17 protein-coding genes are annotated in these 19753 nt (G+C 47.5%); 10 read left to right on the forward strand and 7 right to left on the reverse strand.

Going from position 1 to position 19753, the window contains the following annotated elements; all coding sequences use genetic code 11:
- Positions 1-180: 180 nt before the first annotated feature.
- The 3 genes from DXN05_RS22695 to DXN05_RS22705 form a co-directional block, all read right to left on the reverse strand.
- Positions 181-648, reverse strand: a complete 468-nt coding sequence (locus DXN05_RS22695; RefSeq protein ID WP_116849596.1) for a gliding motility lipoprotein GldH — start codon at positions 646-648, stop codon at positions 181-183.
- A 32-nt stretch (positions 649-680) separates the two neighbouring features.
- Positions 681-1556: a YicC/YloC family endoribonuclease gene (locus DXN05_RS22700; RefSeq protein ID WP_116849597.1), complete on the reverse strand. Its 876-nt coding sequence runs from the start codon at positions 1554-1556 to the stop codon at positions 681-683.
- A gap of 126 nt (positions 1557-1682) precedes the next feature.
- On the reverse strand, positions 1683-2432 hold the full coding sequence (locus tag DXN05_RS22705; RefSeq protein WP_116849598.1) for an NUDIX hydrolase: 750 nt from the start codon (positions 2430-2432) through the stop codon (positions 1683-1685).
- 156 nt (positions 2433-2588) lie between these two features.
- Between DXN05_RS22705 and ligA the strand changes: the two genes are divergently transcribed.
- From ligA to DXN05_RS22725, 4 genes are all read left to right on the forward strand, one after another.
- Complete coding sequence (gene ligA / locus DXN05_RS22710; protein WP_116849599.1) at positions 2589-4733, forward strand: NAD-dependent DNA ligase LigA; 2145 nt, start codon at positions 2589-2591, stop codon at positions 4731-4733.
- Positions 4734-4834: 101 nt separating this feature from the next.
- A complete protein-coding gene (gene eno, locus DXN05_RS22715) occupies positions 4835-6121 on the forward strand; it encodes a phosphopyruvate hydratase (protein ID WP_116849600.1) in 1287 nt (428 codons plus the stop codon).
- Between the two features lie 348 nt (positions 6122-6469).
- Positions 6470-6781, forward strand: a complete 312-nt coding sequence (locus tag DXN05_RS22720) for an FtsB family cell division protein (protein WP_116849601.1) — start codon at positions 6470-6472, stop codon at positions 6779-6781.
- A gap of 76 nt (positions 6782-6857) precedes the next feature.
- Entirely contained in the window at positions 6858-7106 is a 249-nt protein-coding gene (locus DXN05_RS22725; protein ID WP_147314044.1) for an anti-sigma factor, read from the forward strand.
- Between the two features lie 70 nt (positions 7107-7176).
- Here DXN05_RS22725 and DXN05_RS22730 read toward each other — a convergent pair whose 3' ends face one another.
- Positions 7177-8370 carry a DUF6600 domain-containing protein gene (locus DXN05_RS22730; protein ID WP_116849603.1) on the reverse strand — a complete coding sequence of 398 codons (1194 nt, stop codon included), beginning with the start codon at positions 8368-8370 and terminating at the stop codon, positions 7177-7179.
- Between the two features lie 307 nt (positions 8371-8677).
- On the opposite strand from DXN05_RS22730, the gene nth reads away from it, so the two are divergent.
- The 3 genes from nth to DXN05_RS22745 all read left to right on the forward strand — a co-directional run bounded on the left by nth (position 8678) and on the right by DXN05_RS22745 (position 10581).
- Entirely contained in the window at positions 8678-9340 is a 663-nt protein-coding gene (gene nth / locus DXN05_RS22735) for an endonuclease III (protein WP_116849604.1), read from the forward strand.
- Positions 9341-9733: 393 nt separating this feature from the next.
- A complete protein-coding gene (locus tag DXN05_RS22740) occupies positions 9734-10042 on the forward strand; it encodes a hypothetical protein (protein WP_147314046.1) in 309 nt (102 codons plus the stop codon).
- Between the two features lie 11 nt (positions 10043-10053).
- Positions 10054-10581, forward strand: coding sequence for a DUF6705 family protein (locus DXN05_RS22745; protein ID WP_116849606.1), 528 nt, complete (start codon positions 10054-10056; stop codon positions 10579-10581).
- A 92-nt stretch (positions 10582-10673) separates the two neighbouring features.
- Here the strand turns inward: DXN05_RS22745 and DXN05_RS22750 are convergent, their stop codons facing one another.
- A complete protein-coding gene (locus tag DXN05_RS22750; RefSeq protein ID WP_116849607.1) occupies positions 10674-12521 on the reverse strand; it encodes a 2-oxoacid:acceptor oxidoreductase subunit alpha in 1848 nt (615 codons plus the stop codon).
- 245 nt (positions 12522-12766) lie between these two features.
- On the opposite strand from DXN05_RS22750, the gene DXN05_RS22755 reads away from it, so the two are divergent.
- Both DXN05_RS22755 and DXN05_RS22760 read left to right on the forward strand, forming a co-directional pair.
- A complete protein-coding gene (locus tag DXN05_RS22755; RefSeq protein ID WP_158559410.1) occupies positions 12767-13609 on the forward strand; it encodes a polysaccharide deacetylase family protein in 843 nt (280 codons plus the stop codon).
- A gap of 63 nt (positions 13610-13672) precedes the next feature.
- The gene (locus tag DXN05_RS22760; protein WP_116849609.1) at positions 13673-14437 is read left to right on the forward strand and encodes a Bax inhibitor-1/YccA family protein; all 765 of its coding nucleotides are present in this window, start codon (positions 13673-13675) and stop codon (positions 14435-14437) included.
- Positions 14438-14532: 95 nt separating this feature from the next.
- Here the strand turns inward: DXN05_RS22760 and DXN05_RS22765 are convergent, their stop codons facing one another.
- Positions 14533-15327 carry a TIGR00266 family protein gene (locus tag DXN05_RS22765; protein ID WP_116849610.1) on the reverse strand — a complete coding sequence of 265 codons (795 nt, stop codon included), beginning with the start codon at positions 15325-15327 and terminating at the stop codon, positions 14533-14535.
- A gap of 449 nt (positions 15328-15776) precedes the next feature.
- Between DXN05_RS22765 and DXN05_RS22770 the strand changes: the two genes are divergently transcribed.
- Positions 15777-16049, forward strand: coding sequence for a hypothetical protein (locus DXN05_RS22770; RefSeq protein ID WP_116849611.1), 273 nt, complete (start codon positions 15777-15779; stop codon positions 16047-16049).
- Between the two features lie 101 nt (positions 16050-16150).
- Here the strand turns inward: DXN05_RS22770 and DXN05_RS22775 are convergent, their stop codons facing one another.
- A complete protein-coding gene (locus DXN05_RS22775) occupies positions 16151-19747 on the reverse strand; it encodes an efflux RND transporter permease subunit (RefSeq protein ID WP_116849612.1) in 3597 nt (1198 codons plus the stop codon).
- Positions 19748-19753 lie beyond the last annotated feature (6 nt).

Consider the following 19753-nt stretch of genomic DNA (forward strand, 5'->3'; position numbering starts at 1 on the left):
CCCCGAAATAATGTAACCGATTGCAAAAAGGATGACCGCATGAGTGCTTAACGGCAGGCTGATAGTACCTGTGATGACCACTGTTTGCACCAATTAGCTGCACGGCAGGTTAAAGCATAAAAAAACTCCCCCCGCAAGGGAGGAGTGCTCTGTATAATATTATAATAAGGTGCAGGTGTCTTATTGCTGCGGTGCCACCTTTTCTACCCGTATGCCCGCATTCAGCACATTGCCCAGGGTATCTTCGCGCATAATCTGGCTTAAGGTAAAGGTATAGTCGCCTTTTTTCAGCAGGTGCGCCCCATTTGCAAACGGGATACGGTGCTCATAAATATCGTCCATACCGGTGCCCAGCCATTTTTCGCCATCGGCCAGTTTAAACTCCCGCGTAAAGTTGTACGTGCTGTCAGGATCTTTTACCTGTATGTTCAGCCATATGTTACGGTAACGGTATGCATCACTGTGGCGCATTACAAAAAACAGCTGGTAGGGATGGGCTGTATCCGTAATTTCAAAAGTAAAGGCAGGCTGGTGCGTGTTTACCCATTCGTGTTTAGGGAAAAAAGCCAGTTTTTCGTAAACATCTATCCGTTTACAGGCCTGCAGCAATGCCATGGCCAACAAAGCAAAAAGGATAATCTTTTTCATGTACCGTTATTGAAACTCCCTTACGGTTTACTTTATAAAACGTTTAATACCTGCTCTTTCGCTTTTTCCAGCTCGTCTTTCATCAATACTACCGACTGCTGTATCTGCGCGTCGTAGGCTTTGGAACCTGTGGTATTGATTTCACGGCCTATTTCCTGCAAAATAAAGGAGAGTTTTTTACCCTTGCTTTTTTCTTTCTCTTTAATAATGTTGCGAAAATAATCGCAGTGGTTCTTTAAACGCACCTGCTCTTCGCTAATGTCTATTTTCTCGATATAATAAATCAGCTCCTGCTCCAGGCGGTTGGGATCGTAGTTTTCCTTGCCTACATGTTCTTCCAGCACTTTCACCAGGCCCTCTTTTACCTTGGCCCTGCGCTGCGGCTCCAGGCTGCTCACTACGTCCTGCTGTGTTTCAATATTGCGGATGCGGCCCAGCAAATCGGCTTCCAGCGATTTACCTTCTTCTGTGCGGTGGTTGTTCAGCGCCGTGAGGGCATCACGCAGTATGCGCTCAAAGCTGCTCCACTCGTCTTTGCTCAGTATTTCGGTGCTGGGGGCAATTACATCCGGCAGTTTCAGCAGGGTGCTCAGCAGGTTATCTGTTTCAATCTGCAGCTCTTTGGCCAGGCGGGCTACCGGCTCAAAATAAGCCTTGGCCAATTCTGTATTAATGCTCACCGGCTTGGAGGCGCCATTCTGTTTCAGGGTAATCAAACACTCCACACTGCCGCGCTCCAGCTGCTCGCTGAGAATATTACGCACATCAAATTCAAATGGTTTCAGCAATGCCGGCAGGGTTAAACGCAAATCAAACTGCTTGCCATTGAGCGAACGCACTTCTACCAAAAATGTCTTGTCCCCTATTGTTTGCTCGGCCCTTCCGAACCCTGTCATGGAATATAGCATAAACACATTGTTATTCGGTAAATGTAGGCGAAATACGCTTGCATAAAAAAAAATTCGGCGTTACAATGCCGCCGGTATGCCGCGTGGGGGCGCAGTTTGCGCCCAATTGCATAGCTGAACAGGTGTTTAAAAATCAATCCCTATCCAGTTGCGTTTGCTTTTCTCGTATTTCTTGAAATTAAACGTATACAACCTGCCCGGCCGGTGCGGCACATCATCTTCATACTCGCCGGTATCTGTCAGCAGGTCCATCGAAAAGAATTTCTTGCGGAAATTGCGGCGGTCGAGCTTAACATCCAGTATCACTTCGTACAGGTTCTGCAGCTCGCGCAGCGAGAACTTCTGCGGCAGCAGGTTAATACCAAGCGGATGCTCCTGCATGCGTTTCTGTAACCATTTATAGCAATAGTCGAGTATTTCCTTGTGGTCAAATGCCATTTCCTGCAGGCTGCGTACGCTGTGCCAGTGCAGCTCATTGTCCAGTATTTTTAACTGGTGGTGTTCCGCATTCAGCAACGAGCAATAGGCCACGGTAAGCACCCTGCCGCCAGGGTGGCGATGGGGGTTGCTGAAGGTGCGCACCTGCTCCAGGTACACATCATCCATACCCGTACGGTCGCACATTACGCGGTAGGCGGCATCATCCAGCTCTTCCTGGTCGCCGGCAAAATCGCCCAGCAACGACCATTTGCCGCTGAACATTTCCAGATCGCTCCGGATGAGCAATACCTTCAGTTCATTTTCATCAAAACCAAAAATCACACAGTCTACCGTAATGGGAACGCTTGGGTAAGAAGCCACCAGCGCATGCACATCTTTTACCAGCGGAGGTTGCGGTTTTACGGGTATTGGTATGTCAGCGGTTTCTTTCTTCATGAGCAAAAAAATACAACACTAAAGTACACTATTTAGCAGTCACAAATCAAAAGCCCTTCGGTGAAACCCCGGTATTCCTTTGGTATACAGATTTTTACCATGCCTGCTGCTAAAGGGTTTACCGTTTCGCTTTACCTTTAGCCCTCAATTTCGCATATGGCGCATTCAGCAGATAAAGCAGCAGAGATAAACATCGCAGCAACCACCGCATTACTGAAAGTGAAAAATATTCCTTTTGAAGATATAGAACGGCTGCGCGATGTTTTACGTTACAATGAATACCGTTATTACATACTCAACGATCCCCTGATTGCAGATGCCGAGTACGATGGCCTGTACAAGCAACTGCAACACCTCGAAGCCGAAAACCCCGGCTCCATAACACCCGATTCGCCCACACAACGCGTGGGCCAGGGCCTTAGCAAAGACTTTCCCACGGTGCAGCACCTGGTGCCCATGCTCTCCCTCGAAAACTCGTACAATGCCGATGACCTGGTCGATTGGGACCGCAAGGCCCGCGAACTCACCGGGCTTGAAATCATGACCTACTGCATTGAACCCAAGTTCGATGGCGCCAGCATTTCACTGATTTACGAAAACGACCTGCTGGTACGCGGCGTAACCCGCGGCGATGGCGTGGAAGGAGAAGACATTACCACCAATATACGCCAGGTACGCTCCATCCCCCTGCGCGCGCCTTTCTCGCAATACGGCATTCAGCAGATAGAAATACGCGGCGAGATTATCATGAGTAAGGCCGCTTTCCAGAAATACAACGATCAGCAGGCAGAACAGGGTCTGGCAGCCCTCGCCAACCCGCGCAATGCAGCCAGCGGCAGCCTGCGCATGAAAGATCCGCGCGAAGTAGCCAAACGCAACCTGGAAGCCTTTTTATACCATGTAAGTTTTTATACCATGACCGATGGCCGCCAGTTTGCGGTAGACGGCCAGCCCGGCGAAGAACCCGTACACAACAAACAACACCTGCTCGATACCCACAGCGGCACCCTGCAATTGCTGTGGAACTGCGGCTTTCGTTCACCACAGAAAGAACGGCAGGTGGTAAAAGGGATTGACGAGGTAATTAAACACGTACACGATTTTGAAGAACTGCGCGATACCCTGCCTTACGAAATAGACGGCATGGTGATTAAAGTAAACGACCTGGCTTTGCAGGATGATATGGGTATGACTACCCATCACCCGCGCTGGGCCATGGCTTTCAAGTTTAAAGCACGCCAGGCCACTACCGTGCTGCGTTCCGTTGAATTCCAGGTGGGCCGCACAGGCGCTGTTACACCCGTTGCCAAATTAGATCCTGTATTCATCGGCGGCGTTACCGTATCGAGCATTTCCATACACAACGAAGAATACATTAAAGAGAAAGACCTGCACCTCGGCGATACAGTGCTCATTGAACGCGCAGGCGATGTTATACCGCAAATCGTAAAATCATTCCCTGAACTGCGCCCTGCACACGCCCATAACATCCACTTCCCTAAAAACTGCCCCGTATGCAACAGCGAGCTGTTTAAAGAAGCGGAAGAAGCGGTATGGCGTTGCATTAACCTGGAATGCCCGGCACAGGTGGTAGAACGCATGATTCATTTTGTAAGCAAAGACGCCATGGACATCAAGAGCTTTGGCGAAGCGAACGTGCGTAAGTTTTACGAACTGGGCCTGCTGAAAGATATACCCGGCATTTACACACTCGATTTCGATGCCATCAGCAAATTGGAAGGCTTTGGCAAAAAATCAATCGATAACCTGCGCAGCGCCATCGAGGCATCCAAACAACAGCCGCTACACCGCCTTATTTATGCACTGGGCATCCGCTTTGTAGGCGAAACAACCGCCAAAACCGTTGCCAATGCGGTACACGAGTTGTTTGAGCTGGAAAACAAAACGGAAGAAGACCTGCAGCAGCTGGAAGATATTGGTGTGAAAGTGGCACAGAGCATTTACAAGTTCTTCCACAACGAGCAAAACATACACCTGCTGAAACAGCTGGAAGCACTGGGCCTGCAGCTCAAAAACCAGAAAAGCACGGCGCAAACAGGCAAAGACACGCTGCACGGACAAACTTTCCTGTTTACCGGTACTTTAGCGCAACTGAAACGCAGCGATGCAGAAGCCATGGTAGAAGCCAATGGCGGCAAGCTGGTGAGCGGTGTCAGCAGCAAACTCAATTTTTTAGTAGTAGGCGAAGATGCCGGCAGCAAGCTGGAAAAAGCGAAGAAGATCAATACCATCAAAATTATTACCGAACAGCAGTTCATTGACATACTGGCGCAGCAGTAAGCCACTTTATAGTAATTTCATGCACGCCCATAACAAAAAGATTGTTTCTTTGCAGGCCAGCAAGCAAATTTTTTATTCTAAAATCAAATAATAAAACGATCATGAGCTACATAGCCGACATTCATGCCCGTCAGATATTAGACAGCCGTGGTAACCCCACCGTAGAAGTTGATGTATTAACCGAAAACGGAGAATTGGGTCGTGCCGCAGTTCCCAGTGGTGCATCAACCGGTATTCATGAAGCCGTTGAACTGAGAGACAATGACAAAAGTGTATATGTTGGAAAAGGCGTTCTGAAAGCCGTTGCCAATGTAAACGATATTATTGCCGAACAGCTGATTGGCTGGAACGTTACAGACCAGGCTGGTTTGGATAAAAAACTGATTGAACTGGACGGTACCGAAAACAAAGGCAAGCTGGGCGCTAATGCCATGCTGGCCGTGTCTATGGCTGCAGCCAAAGCAGGTGCCCTCGAAAGCGGCTTACCCCTGTACCGCTACCTTGGCGGCGTAAACAGCACCGTGCTGCCTATGCCCCTAATGAACATCCTTAACGGTGGTGTTCATGCAGATAACAAAATCGATTACCAGGAATACATGATTGTACCTGTTGGTGCAACCAGCTTCAGCGAAGGTCTTCGCTGGGGTGTGGAAATCTTCCATACACTGAAATCTGTACTGAAGAAAAAAGGTTACAGCACCAACGTAGGTGACGAAGGCGGCTTTGCTCCCGATATCCAGAGCAACGAAGAAGCCATTGAAACTGTACTTGCAGCCATCGAAGCTGCAGGTTTCAAAGCCGGCTCACAAATCGGTATCGCCCTCGATGCCGCCAGCAGCGAAATGATGAAAGACGGTAAAAACTACACTTTCTACAAAAGCAGCGGCAAAACCATCAGCAGCGATGAAATGGTAGCTTACTGGACTGATTGGGTGAACAAATACCCCATCATTTCTATCGAAGACGGTATGGCCGAAGAAGATTGGGATGGCTGGAAAAAACTGACTGACGCAATCGGTCATAAAGTACAACTGGTTGGTGACGATCTGTTTGTTACCAACAGCAAAATCCTGAAACGCGGTATCGACAACGGTATTGCCAACAGTATCCTCATCAAGGTTAACCAGATTGGTACCGTTACAGAAACCATCAACGCTGTACAGCTGGCACAGGCAAATGGTTACACTACCATCATGAGCCACAGAAGCGGTGAAACAGAAGATACCACTATCGCAGACCTCGCTGTAGCCCTGAACTGCGGCCAGATCAAAACCGGTAGCGCCAGCCGTACCGACCGTATGGCCAAATACAACCAGCTGCTCCGCATTGAAGAAGCACTGGGCGAAAACGGCATCTACCCCAACGGCAAAATCCGTTTCGGAAAATAGCTCATCCTACGCATAAAAAAGGCCGCTCAACCGGGCGGCCTTTTTTTATGCGTGATGGTTATATTGATCTATTGTTCAATGGCTTAGCCGGCCTTTTGCCCGCTGCCCGTTTTCGCTCAATGCACAACCTTTGCGAACTTTGCGGTTATCTTCTTTGCGTTCTCTGCGGTAAATAAAATAGCACGCACGCCCTCGATCCCCCGTACTCGCTACGATCACTCACCACTCACAATCCGCCTTGCAACATCAACCTTTAAACATCAACAATCAACACTTGTACATAACTGTTACTTGTAACTTTGGCACGATCCGCCTATCTTTACTAAGGCTTAATAATCATTGTAGTTTATGAAAATAGTGCGTGGGTTTATCAGCATTGTAAAGAACAAGTACCTGCTTGCCATTACCCTGTTTGCCATTTTGATGCTTTTTTTCGATCACAACGACATCTTCACCCAGCTGGAGCGCAAAAAGCAATTAAAAGCCTTACAGACCAGCAAGCAGTTTTACCTCGACGAAATAGAAAAGACCAAAAAGCAACTGGCTGATTTGCAGAATAACCCTGCAGCACTGGAGAAATACGCCAGGGAGAACTTTTATATGAAACGTGACAATGAAGATGTGTACCTGGTAGAAGCACCATCTGAAGGAAAAAAATAATACAAAGGCAATATCTTGAAATGCCTGTCGTTTATTGATAGAGTTATTTATTTTTTACCGCTATTGTTTCGCTAATATGTTACACTGTACCACTGAAGACCTGCTCCTCTATCTGTACGGCGAATTGCCGGAAGAAGAGGCAGAAAGGATTAGCTTGCTATTACAACAAAGCTGGAGTTTACGCGAGAAACTCCAGGTGCTTAAAGAGGCACACGGCCGTCTTGAAAAAGCGCCGCTGCACATGCCCCGCCAACAATCCATAGCCCTTATTCTGCAAAAGGCAAAAGCCGTTCGCCAAACGGTGAAAACATCTTCATCCCTGTAGCATTCTTCTCAAAAAAATATGCCCGGCAAAGGGCCAGGCATATACAGTTGTTTAACCATTATTTTCTTGTTTAGCGACGTTGTTGCTGTGGCGCAGGCCGCGGTGCATGCTGTACCGGTTGTGGCTGCGGTCTTGGAGCCTGCTGTGCATGTTGTACCGGTGGCTGCTGTGGCCTTGGTGCAGGTTGTGCATGTTGCACGGGCTGCTGCGCATGTTGCTGCGGTACAGGTTGCGCACGATGCTGCGGTGGCGGTGTTACCATATGCGGCTGGTTGTGCTGCACATGCTGTGCCTGCTGTTGTGGTTGCGCCCCCGGTGCAGGCTGCACATGTGGCTGCGGCCTTGGTTGTGTATGTTGCTGCTGCGCGTTCGCTGCATTGTTAACATGATTCGCCTGTGGTGCATTTGCCGGCATATGCTGCTGGTTCAGCGGCCTTGTAGCAGGCGCTGCATTTACATGCTGCTGGTTGTTGTTAATATGCGTATTGTTAACGTGCGTATTGTTGTTTACATGCACGTTGTTGTTATTTACGGTACGGTTAACCGTAGGGCGGTATATGTTTACCGTGTTGTTGTTAATCACCGTACGGCCGGGTGCCTGCGCATTGTTAATGTTTACCGCACGCACAGTGGTATGTGATACTCTTTCTACATCTTCCCTTCTGGGCCCTGCAACATACTGAACATGATTGTTACCGCCTGTATGCACGTTGTTGATAATAGTGGTATTGTTAATGATGGTAACATTGCGTGAGTTGTTAACATAGTAGTTATGCACCACCGGGCTGGCAATATATCTTGTTGGTACAAATACCCAGTGACTGGCAGGGATAGCACCAAACGAAGCGCCGACTGATACACTCAATCCCGGGCTCAACGGCGCCCAGCCATAATAGTCATTGCTGTTGCGCCAGCTTACCCAGGCAGGTGCCCATTCATAACCGGGCACCCAGTACCAGCCATTATCATATGCCCAGCGGCCATAGTGAAACGGCGCCCATCCCCAGGGATAATCCGATACCCATGTCCACCCTTCATCGGTATACACCCAGTGACCATTGGTATTGTAAGGCACAAAGCCCTGGTCATTACATATCCATACACGGCCATAAGTTGGATTATCTACCCAGCGCCCGTACGGACTTAACTCATTATAAAAAGTATTGAAGTCGATGCTTATACTCGCCTGCGCAACAGTGCGCTTTACAGGCATTGCAGCAGCCAGCAGCAGGGCGATGATCAATATGCGGTAGGTCTTTTTCATATGCTCAATTTTAACAGGGTTAACGGCCTGCACATAGTATTTAAAAAAATCAGGCCAGTTTTGCCTGTTGGACGGATTTTATGTAACGCGGTTTGTTAAGAAAAAGCGTAAATCATCAGTCCCTAAAGTCTACGCTCCCATCTCCGTTAAATTCTCCGTGCCCTCTGTGGGCTTTCCCTTAGTGTCCTCTATCCAAAGAACTCCTTCGGAGCGGTTAAAAAGTCGCTAAGTTCTTCGCTAAGTTCCTCAACGAGAAAAACTAAACGCTAACCGCTTGCAGCTAACAGCTATTCCTATCTTTGCCCCTATGACGCGTAAAGAAAGATACCAGCAGGTACTGGCATATTTCCAGGAGCATAACCCAACAGCAGAAACAGAACTCATTTACGATAGCCCCTACCAGCTGCTGGTAGCCGTTGTATTGTCTGCCCAATGCACCGATAAGCGGGTGAACATGACCACGCCAGCCATATTCGCAAAATACCCCGATGTACAAACCCTTGCCACCGCTACGTTTGACGAGCTATTCCCTTTAATACGCAGTATCTCTTATCCCAATAACAAAACCAAACATCTGATCGGCATGGCCCATATGCTGGTGAATGATTTTGGCGGTGAAATACCCATGACGGTAGAAGAGCTGGTAAAGCTGCCCGGTGTAGGGCGAAAAACAGCCAACGTGATTACTTCTGTTATTGACGAACAACCCAACATGGCAGTAGATACCCACGTGTTCAGGGTTGCTGCGCGACTGGGCCTTACACGCAATGCCACCACACCGCTGGCTGCAGAAAAGCAACTGGTGCAGTATATACCAAAAGAGCAGATACATATTGCCCACCACTGGCTGATATTGCACGGCCGTTATATTTGCCTGGCCCGCAGCCCCAAATGCGGCGAATGCGGACTGCGCGCTATTTGCCCTTATTACAAGAAGAAAATTAAACCATTGGAGAAATCAGGCAGCTGAACGAAATAAATACAGCTACATAATCAGATACTATTATATTAGCTATCGAAATTCGCTGTGCAGCGATAACATGTTCTTGGCATTATTTTCCCAAACGCATACTACATTAAGCACGGCAACCAAACGGCAATATTACTCCGCAGGCATAATGGCGCCGTTATTACCAGCCAGTTCGCATTAAACAAAGCAATCTCAAAGAGATCAGCTTTGCATTACATACACTACCTGGTAATGTTTCGTATTATTCTCTATCCCTTCGCTGCAGCGCATCTCAGCTGCACCAACTGTTGCGCACGCGCAACGCCTTCACAACAATTTCTTCAATTAAACTAACCGCAATGAAAAGGTTTATTGCGCTGGCTCTTGGTGCCGCGGACACAGCTCACCCTTGCCATGACTTCACCTGAAAACAAGGCCGAGGTGGCCAAAGTATATGACCCGGTTAAATGGAAAACGTTTCATGATAATTACCTTAGTACAGACGACCAGATTTTCAGTCTCATGTCGTACCTCAAAAACGCCTGCGGATGGGTGTACCTGGATACTCAGGCCAACCAGGAAAAAGCATGGCTGAAATGCTTCCGCGATTTTGATGCAGGCATATCTGTATACCAGTCAGACACCAATTTCACCAACTGGAAAAGAAGGGTTGCTTCATCGGGCGCTATTATAAGGGTAACCTCAAAAGATTGCGGACAATAAACAATGCTGCCATGAAAATCATTCAACTGCTAACACTGCTGCTGCTTTGTGTGCAACTAAACGCGCAAACCACAACGGAAGAAAGAATATACGATACCATTAACAGGTATCCGCAATTCATTGGAAAATGGGCCTGGACAAAAGACAACGATTCGCTCATCTTCCAGTTCTTTAATTTCAAAAGCCTGAAAATAATGTCCGGCCGGCGGCTTACCACCAACCTGGTTGGCTTTTTCCGGTATGTACAAAACGGCAGTGTGGTATTGAATGGTTTCAGGAACGGCGATCCCGGCGAAGTGTATACCATTTTCGGAAGCACCGCCAAAAGATTTATCAACCAGGCAGACCTTGTTATGCATTTACTTGAATGCGGCCATATCTATATCGGTATTATCACGTTTGCCACAGGCGATGCGGAGCACATAACCTGGAAGGGCATGCGCAATTATTTCGATAACATCCGCACGCCTGTTAAGGGCAAACAACCCTGCCCCGTTATGTGGCCCGACAACCTGGTATTAACACGCGTACGCCCGTAGCCATGTGTCAGTTATAAATCCTCCCGTACCCGCAATAAAAAAGTGAGCAGTTCCCTGCCCACTTTTTTTAACCTATCACCTATAAAAAAATCTTATACCAGTTTCTTGATCACCTCTACCAGCTCTGTCTTGGTTATAGGCACACCCATTATTTTGTGGTATCCTTTTGCATCTACCAAAAACTGGTCACGGATAATTTTAATAAGCTGCCCGTTGTTTAATTCGGGTATCAGTATGTGCTCAAAGTTGCGCAGTATATCGCCGAGGTTTTTAGGGAAAGGACGCAGGTAACGCAGGTGTGCATGGCTCACTGCATGCCCGTGGGCCTGCAGTTCAAGCACAGCGCTTTTAATAGCACCATACGTACTGCCCCAGCCCAGTACCAGCACCTTGCCTTTGGCCGGGCCACTGTCGAGCTGCTGGTCAGGAATATAATCAGCCACCTTGTCTACTTTCTCCTGGCGTATTTTCACCATCAGCTGGTGGTTCTCGGGGTCGTAGCTTACGTTACCGGTGATATTCTGTTTTTCAATACCACCAATGCGATGCTCCAGTCCGGGAGTGCCGGGTACCGCCCACGGACGTACCAGTTTTTCATCGCGCAGGTATGGCATAAATTTATGTTCGTCGAAACCGAGCTGTGTTTTAAAACTTACAGCAATCGGATCCAGGTCTTCTGCTACCGGGAATTTCCAGGGTTCTGCACCGTTGGCAATATAACCGTCGCTCAGCAAAATTACCGGCGTCATATGCTGTACCGCAATACGCACGGCTTCATAAGCAGCAGCAAAACAGTCGCTCGGCGTGCTGGCCGAAATAACCGGCATAGGGCATTCACCGTTGCGGCCGTAGTAAGCCTGCAGCAGGTCGCTCTGTTCTGTTTTGGTAGGCAAACCTGTTGAAGGGCCGCCACGCTGCACGTTCACAATTACCAGCGGAATTTCAAGCATTACTGCAAGTCCCATGGCTTCTGCCTTCAGCGCCATACCAGGCCCTGAAGTTGTGGTTACACCCAGGCTGCCGCCATAACTTGCGCCAATGGCAGAAGTAATGCCCGCAATTTCATCTTCGGCCTGGAAAGTGCGGATATTAAACGATTTGTGTTTGCTTAATTCATGCAGGATGTCAGAAGCCGGCGTAATAGGATATGTGCCCAGGAACAGCGGTAAACCGCTTTTATCCGCAGCAGCAATCAAACCCAGGGCCAGCGACTGGTTACCCATAATATTGCGGTACCTGCCTGCAGGCAGTTTCGCTTTTTCTACGCGGTAACGCGTGGTAAAGGTTTCGGTAGTATCGCCATAGTTGTAACCTGCCTGCAATACCTTGATGTTGCTGTTCAGGATCACCTCTTTTTTACCAAACTTCTCATTCAGGAAGCTGATGGTATTTTCGAGACTGCGGTTGTACATCCAGTATAAAAAGCCCAGCACAAACATGTTTTTGGCGCGGTCTTTTTCTTTCATACCCAGCTCAGGAAACTCTTTCAACGCTTCGCGGGTGAGCTTGGTTACATCCACTTTAATTAATTCGTATCCCTCCAGGCTGCCATCTTCCAGCGGGTTAACACCTTCGGCATAATTGGCCAGGCGAAGGTTCTTGGTATCGAAACCTTCCACGTTGGCAATAATTTTACCGCCGTGTTTCAGGGCTTTCAGGTTTACTTTCAGTGCAGCAGCATTCATGGCTACCAGCACATCGCATAAATCGCCCGGGGTATAAATTCTGTCTGAAGAAAAATGCAGCTGAAAACCGCTCACACCAGGTAAAGTACCCTGTGGCGCACGTATTTCAGCAGGAAAATCGGGGAAGGTTGCCAGGTCAATACCCATTAAGGCCGTATTGTTGGTAAACTGCTGGCCTGTTAACTGCATACCATCACCACTGTCACCTGCAAATTTGATCACTACATCCTGCAAAACAGCTTCGGTTCTGTTCATAGCTATTATCTGATAATTGCGCTTATAATTTCTTAAAAACCCCGCAAAGGTACTTAACTATAAGTGCTTTGTCGGCGAATTTCCGCAGATCGTAACCGTTAAATTTTCCGGCGGTTACACGATTTTTTCAGGTAAAAGTGGTTCCGGTACAATATCTTTATCCTCAATTCCCGCGACTGAGTATGTTGGTAAAGCTTGAGAAGAAGGCGTTTGGCCTTTTGTTATATATATCAGTAAACACCGTTATGTTGTTAACCGGCTGTAGCAACAGTCCGCAAACCAAACGCCATTCGGCAGGTGGGGATACCCCCGGTGTTGAAAAAGGCGCCGCCGACACGGTACCCAAAGCTGTAATGCCGAAAAAAGACAGTTCCCATCAATTTGCATGGGATTCAACCTCTTACGATACCAGTAAATGTTACATTTACCTCACGTTCGATGATGGCCCCCAAAACGGCACCATGAACTGTTATCATATCGTAAAAGACCTTGGCATAAAAGCCACTTTTTTTATGGTAGGTATGCATGCTGATGACCGCGCGCTGCGCAATATTGTAGACAGCATCCGCGATGGCTATCCTGAAATACTGCTGGCCAACCACAGCTTTACCCATGCCAATAACAAGTACCACTATTTTTACGATCACCCCGAAATGGCCATGGAAGACTTTTTAAAGGCCCAGGAATCCCTGCAGGTGCCTTTTAAAATTATTCGCCTGCCGGGCAACAGTGCCTGGGTGCGCGAAGGCGAAGTAAGGGCGTCCAAACTGGTAAAACCGGTTACCCTGCTGCTCGATTCGCTGCAGTACAACGTGATCGGCTGGGATGTGGAATGGAATTTCAACCACAAAACCGCCAGGCCGGTGCAAAGCGTAACCAGCATGCTGAAACTGGTGGAAGAAGCCATGAACAGGGGTGAAAGCCATACCAAAAAGCATGTGGTGATACTCTCGCACGACCGCATGTTCCGTCATCCCGAAGATGCAGATTCACTGTATAATTTTATCAATACACTCAAACAGAATCCGCGTTACGTGTTTGAAACCATTACCAGCTATCCGAAGCTCAAAACGCCCGGCAGCAATTAAGGTTTAACACTTGTAATACCGGTTATTTCAGTACTTTTATCTTACTAAAAATAAGGATATTCTATGGCTCTTTTTCAATCAGGTAACCCCACCTTAAGCGAAAAAATCTTTAACCGTTCTTTAGAGGCCAGTAACAACGGCGTGATGACTGTACGCGGCTCTGTAGCCAAATTCGGTTTTCTGATGCTGATGGTTATCGGCGGCGCTGCCTATACATGGGAACTGTATTACAGCGGCCAGGATTCAACTGTTACCGCACTGATGTGGACAGGTGTAATCGGCGGTCTTATCTGCGCGCTCATCATGTCATTTAAACCTACCACTGCAAGATTCCTCGCACCCATTTATGGTTTGCTGGAAGGTTTCTTTGTAGGTGCTATATCAGCAATACTCAACAACGCCTTCGCCAAACAATACCCTGGTATCATTTTCCAGGCTGTTGGTTTAACGCTGGCTGTTGCACTGGCCATGTTCCTGCTGTATAACTTCAGGATCATCAAAGTCACCGAAAAATTCAGATCAGTGATTTTTGCTGCTACTGCCGGTATCGCCCTGTTTTACCTTATCGCAATGGTATTGCGTATGTTTCATGTAAGCATGCCTTTCATGTACAATGCAAGCCCGCTGGGTATTGGTATTTCATTGTTTGTAGTAGCTATCGCTGCCCTTAACCTGCTGCTCGATTTCGACATGATCGAAAAAGGTGCACAAATGGGTGCTCCCAAATACATGGAATGGTATGGCGCTTTTGGCCTGCTGGTAACCATTGTTTGGTTGTACATCGAAATCCTGAAACTGCTGTCCCGCCTGGCCAGCAACAGGAACTAACAAGGCTGTTTGTACGATCTATAAAAAAAGCTCCCGTGTATCACGGGAGCTTTTTTATTGCCTGATAGTTGTATGGCTTAATGGCTTTGTTCCTCCTAATAACCATCGCCGTCTAAAAGGTTACCCAGGCCACCCAGCACACTTCCTTCTTCACGGCGTTTATAGGTGCCATATTGCAGTATACGGCCGGCCAAACGGCTAATGGGCAGCGTTTGTATCCAAACCTTGCCGGGGCCGCGTAAAGTGGCGAAAAACACGCCCTCTCCGCCAAACAGGGTATTCTTGATACCGCCTACAAATTGTATATCGTAATCAACGCCCGCAGTAAAGCCTACCAGGCAACCTGTATCTACTTTCAGCAGTTCACCGGGCATCAGTTCTTTCTCCAGCACATGGCCGCCCGCATGCATAAAGGCCATACCATCACCTTCCAGCTTTTCCATAATAAAACCTTCACCGCCAAACAGGCCGGTACCCAGTTTTCGTTGAAACTCGATGCCCACGCTCACACCCTTGGCCGCACATAAAAAGGCATCTTTCTGGCAAATAACACGACCACCCAAACGCAGCAGGTCTACAGGGATGATTTTACCGGGGTAAGGTGATGCAAACGATACGTGTTTTTTACCGCTGCCTACATTGGTAAAAGCCGTCATAAACAGGTTTTCGCCAACCAGCAAACGTTTGCCTGCGCTGAACAGTTTGCCCAGCAAACCGCCGTTCTGCTGCTGGCTGCCATCACCAAAAATCGTCTCCATCTGGATGCCTTCATCCATCATCATAAAGGCACCCGGTTCTGCCACCGCAGTTTCGTTGGGGTCGAGCTCTACTTCAACGTATTGCATCTCCTCACCAATAATGCGGTAGTCTATTTCGTGATTCTGAATCATGTTGTATTTTTTAAGCAATTTACAGGTAAAGCCACATTCGTCACAGTCATTTGTATGAATTGTTTTGACGGCGGATAAACGCAGCTACAAACGGTTTACCGGCTTACGGTTACGTATCTTTTAATTGATACCAGCAGGTGAAAAGATATATTGGTATATTGATATATTGGTATCTTTGTTCACTATGGTATTAAGGATATTCTGCCATTGCATAACGGGCGCGGCCTGCCAATGCATCCGCAATATCCATTTGCACCAACTGCGTTGTTTTTATACCATTGTTTTTGCCGGGGTGCGCTAATCTGGGCTGCCGGGGCAATGCAAAAGCAATAACAACGTAACGATACACGGCTGCTGTATGCCCGCAGCTTTTTTACCATGCACTTATTATTAATTTATCGTCGTGAGTAGCAAAGCTGCCTGCGCGGGCAACACTTAATTACCATACAATGAGTAACCAAATCAATAATTTTCATTCCTTACGCAAAGAACATTACGAAAACCCCTCGCTTGTAATTGAAGAATTTACACAGGCCGTAAATCTTGAATTCGTTCAAAAAAACCTATGGGACTGGTTCAAAACCTTCGATGGCAGCGCCTACGCAGAAGGCATGCACCATACCGAACGCAGTATGCACATCGAATTATACGAGCAACTGCTGCTGCTTGCCGAATATGCCTTTTTAATGCACGAGCGCAAAAATCCCGAACAGTTTCCCTAACCATACAATACCGCTATAAAAAACAATCGCCCTGAAGAATCAGGGCGATTTTCCTTAAAGGACTAAAACCTACTGTATCCGAAAAGTTGACTATTTTTTCTTTAGAACCAGCTGCCGGTAAATGCCTCATTTACTTTCGGATTACCATACAGCCTCCTGGCACGTCTTCTTCTTTTAACCCGGTGTACAACCATCGTTACCAACACCAGCGGAATGAACAGGAATGTAAGCGGCGGAATACCCATCATCGAAATCCATTTTCCACCATACATCCGGCGCATCGGTCTTCTCAGGCGCTCTGATATCAGGTACATCGCAGGCACAATAATCAACGTCATAAAGAAGGCAAAAGCCAAACCGAATATGATGGTCCATGACAATGGTTTCCAGAACACCACGTTATCACCGCCGAAATAAATATGCGGGTTTAGTTCAGAGAACATGGTGATGAAGTTGATGTTAAAACCAACTGCAATGGGAATAAACCCGAGTATCGCAGCAAGCGCTGTTAACAGCACCGGGATAATACGCGTTTTACCTGCAGCAATCACCGCTTCACGTGTTTTCATACCGCGCCCGCGCAGCTCGTCGGCAAACTCAATTACCAGGATACCATTCTTCACCACAATACCTGCCAGGCCAACAATACCCAGGCCAGTCATCAGTACCGATACTTCCATACCGGTGATAGAGAAGCCCAGCAATACACCAATTACACTGAATATAATCTCTGTTAAAATAATCACCGACTTGCTCACACTGTTAAACTGTAATACCAGTACCAGCAAAATAAGTCCGAGTGCTATAGCCAAAGCATTCAACAAAAATGCACCTGTTTCTGCCTGTTGCTCTCCTTCGCCGGTTTGTTTGATAGTAACACCATCAGGTAATTTCTTAAAGTTTTTGATGTGTGTAGCCAGCACTGCGTTTACACCGGTAGCGTTAAACCCTTTGGTAGTAAGCACGTTTGAACGCAGGGTGATAAGGCGTTTCTGGTTTTTACGTTTTACACTGCCCAGTGTGCTGGTTGGCTCTACCTTTACCAGCGAGGCGATGGGTATGTTTTTAAAGCCGCCTGTGGCCATATCCCTGAAATATATTTTCATATTCAGCAGGTCAACCAGGCTGTGACGTTGCAGCTCATTGTTACGCAGCTGGATCTTGTATTCGTCTTTTCCTTCTTTAATCTTCGATACTTCTTTACCAAACAACGCTGTACGCACAGCCAGGCCAATCTGCGCAGAAGATACGCCTTCAATCAGGGCGCGCTCCCTGTCTACAGTTAAGGTTATCTCAGGATTCTTTAAATCAATATCCATCTTCAGCTCTTCCACACCAGGCACCTGTATAGAATCCAGGTAGTTTTTGAGGTTCACGGCTGTTTTGGTGAGGTCATCAAATTCTTCACTGGCTATTTCAATATTGATCGGGGGATCAGTAGGAGGGCCACTGCTTTCCTGGTCTACACTGATCTCTGCCCCGGGAATACCTTTCATCTCGGCACGTATGGCATCGAGGTAAGGGCGGGTAGAAATTCCTTCCCTTTTCTCAAACTCCACAAACGATACCTGTATACGCCCCAGCTCACTGCGCGTACTTCTGTCGCCGCTGGTAGGGTCGCTTGCACCAACTGCCACGTTGCTGATCACACTTTCTACCGCGGGGTTGGTTTTACCATTTACAATACCCAGCACCTTGTTAACCCTGCCTTCCAGCACGCGGGTAACAGAATCGGTGTATTCCACATTGGTGCCTACCGGCAGTTTCAGGTACACATATATCTGGTTGGGATCACCTTTCGGGAAAAAGGTAATACCCACATGCTGTGTTGATATGGCTATTACAAAAATGATGAACGATACAATCAGCAAGCCAACTGTACCCAGCAGCAGGTACACCGGGCGCCAGCCTTTCAATGCCCAGCGCAGCAGGTTTTCGTAATGGCTCATAATCCACGGCAATCCGTGGTGCTGGAAATAGTGGATAGCCCCATCCAGTACATACCGGCTTAACAATACCAGCAGCATAAAGAACAACAGCAGGTTGCCCCAGAAAGTAGCACCGGCTAAATCAAACAATATGGCCAATACAATCGCAATCCAGAAGCCTTTCTTTTTAAAGATGGCAGATTTCGGTTCTTTGTTTTCATGGTCTTCATGGTTCATGAAATCCACCGCAAATACCGGGTTCATGATAAAAGCCACTACCAGTGATGCCGCCAGTGTAAAGATGAGCATGGTAGGCAGGTACACCATGAACTTACCAATGATGCCCGGCCAGAACAGCAGCGGGAAAAACGGCGCCAGCGTGGTTAAGGTACCGGCCAGTACAGGCACAAATACTTCACCTGCAGCCATACGTGCCGATTGCGTTACAGAAAGTTTCCCTTTGCCTTCCGTAAAAATGCGGTGCGTATTTTCAATTACCACAATCGCATCATCCACAATAATACCCAGGCCAAACAGCAGCGCAAACAGTACTATAAAGTTGAGTGTTACGTGCGTGCCCACAATTAAATCTGCAGCAGGTAAAAGCCAGAAGGCTACAAACATACTCAGCGGTACAGATAGCGCCACGAAGAAGGCATTGGTTACACCCATGAAAAACATCAGTACAATCAACACCAGCACAAAACCGATCACGATAGAGTTAACGAGGTCGTTAAACGATGTTCTTGTTTTGGTGCTCTGATCACCGGTTACCACGGCTTTCAGGTCTTTGGGATATAATACGCCGCGTGCTTCATCTACCATTTTCTTTACACCATCACTGGTTTCAATCAGGTTTTCACCGCTGCGTTTAATGATGTTGAGCGTAACCACGTTTTTGCCGTCCAGTCGTGCATAGCTTTCGCGCTCTTTGGTAGTGTCTTTAATCTCTGCAATATCTTTCAGGTAAATGGGCGATCCCTTTGAGTTACGCAGCACTACTTTCTGAATATCATAAGCAGTTTTAAACTGCCCCTTCAGCTGCAGGTTGCGTTTCATGTTGCCCACATCGAGCAGGCCGCCGGAGATGTCCATGTTTTCACGTGATACTGCATTGCTGATATCATCGAAGGTAACACCGGCGCTTTGCATGCGGTAGTTGTCTACATTAATCTGGAACTCACGTTCAGGTGCACCCACAATATCTACACGGTTAATCTGCGGCAAATCTTCCAGGCGATCTTTCATATCATCCGCGAACTTCTTCAAACGCACCATGTCGTAATCACCGCTCAGGTTCACATACATAATGGGCTGATCGCTTACGCTCACTTCCAGTGCGGTGGGTTCCTGCGTTAAGTCTGTAGGCAAATCCTGCTTGGCCTTGTCTATCGCATCTTTTACTTTCTGTAAGGCGATATCTGTTTTTACTTCCGTATCAAACTCCACCATAATCGCAGAGTAGTCCTGCTGCGAGGTGCTGGTGAATTTTTTGATCTTGGCACCGGTGATGCTTTTGATCTGTTTTTCGATGGGCCTGGTTACCAGGTTCTCGATATCTTTCGGAGAGTTACCTGTATATATGGTTTGTACATATATTGTAGGTATCACAATGTCCGGGAACTGTTCTTTGGGGAGGGTCGCAAATTTGTACACACCCACCAGGCTCACGAACAACATCATCAGGTAGATAGATGTTTTACTCGAAATAGCCCAGTTGGTAGGCCCAAACTTTTTATACGTGTCTTTTATATTCTCTAATACACTCATACTATC

The sequence above is a fragment of the Deminuibacter soli genome, assembly GCF_003412455.1.
Taxonomy (GTDB): Bacteria; Bacteroidota; Bacteroidia; order Chitinophagales; family Chitinophagaceae; genus Deminuibacter; species Deminuibacter soli.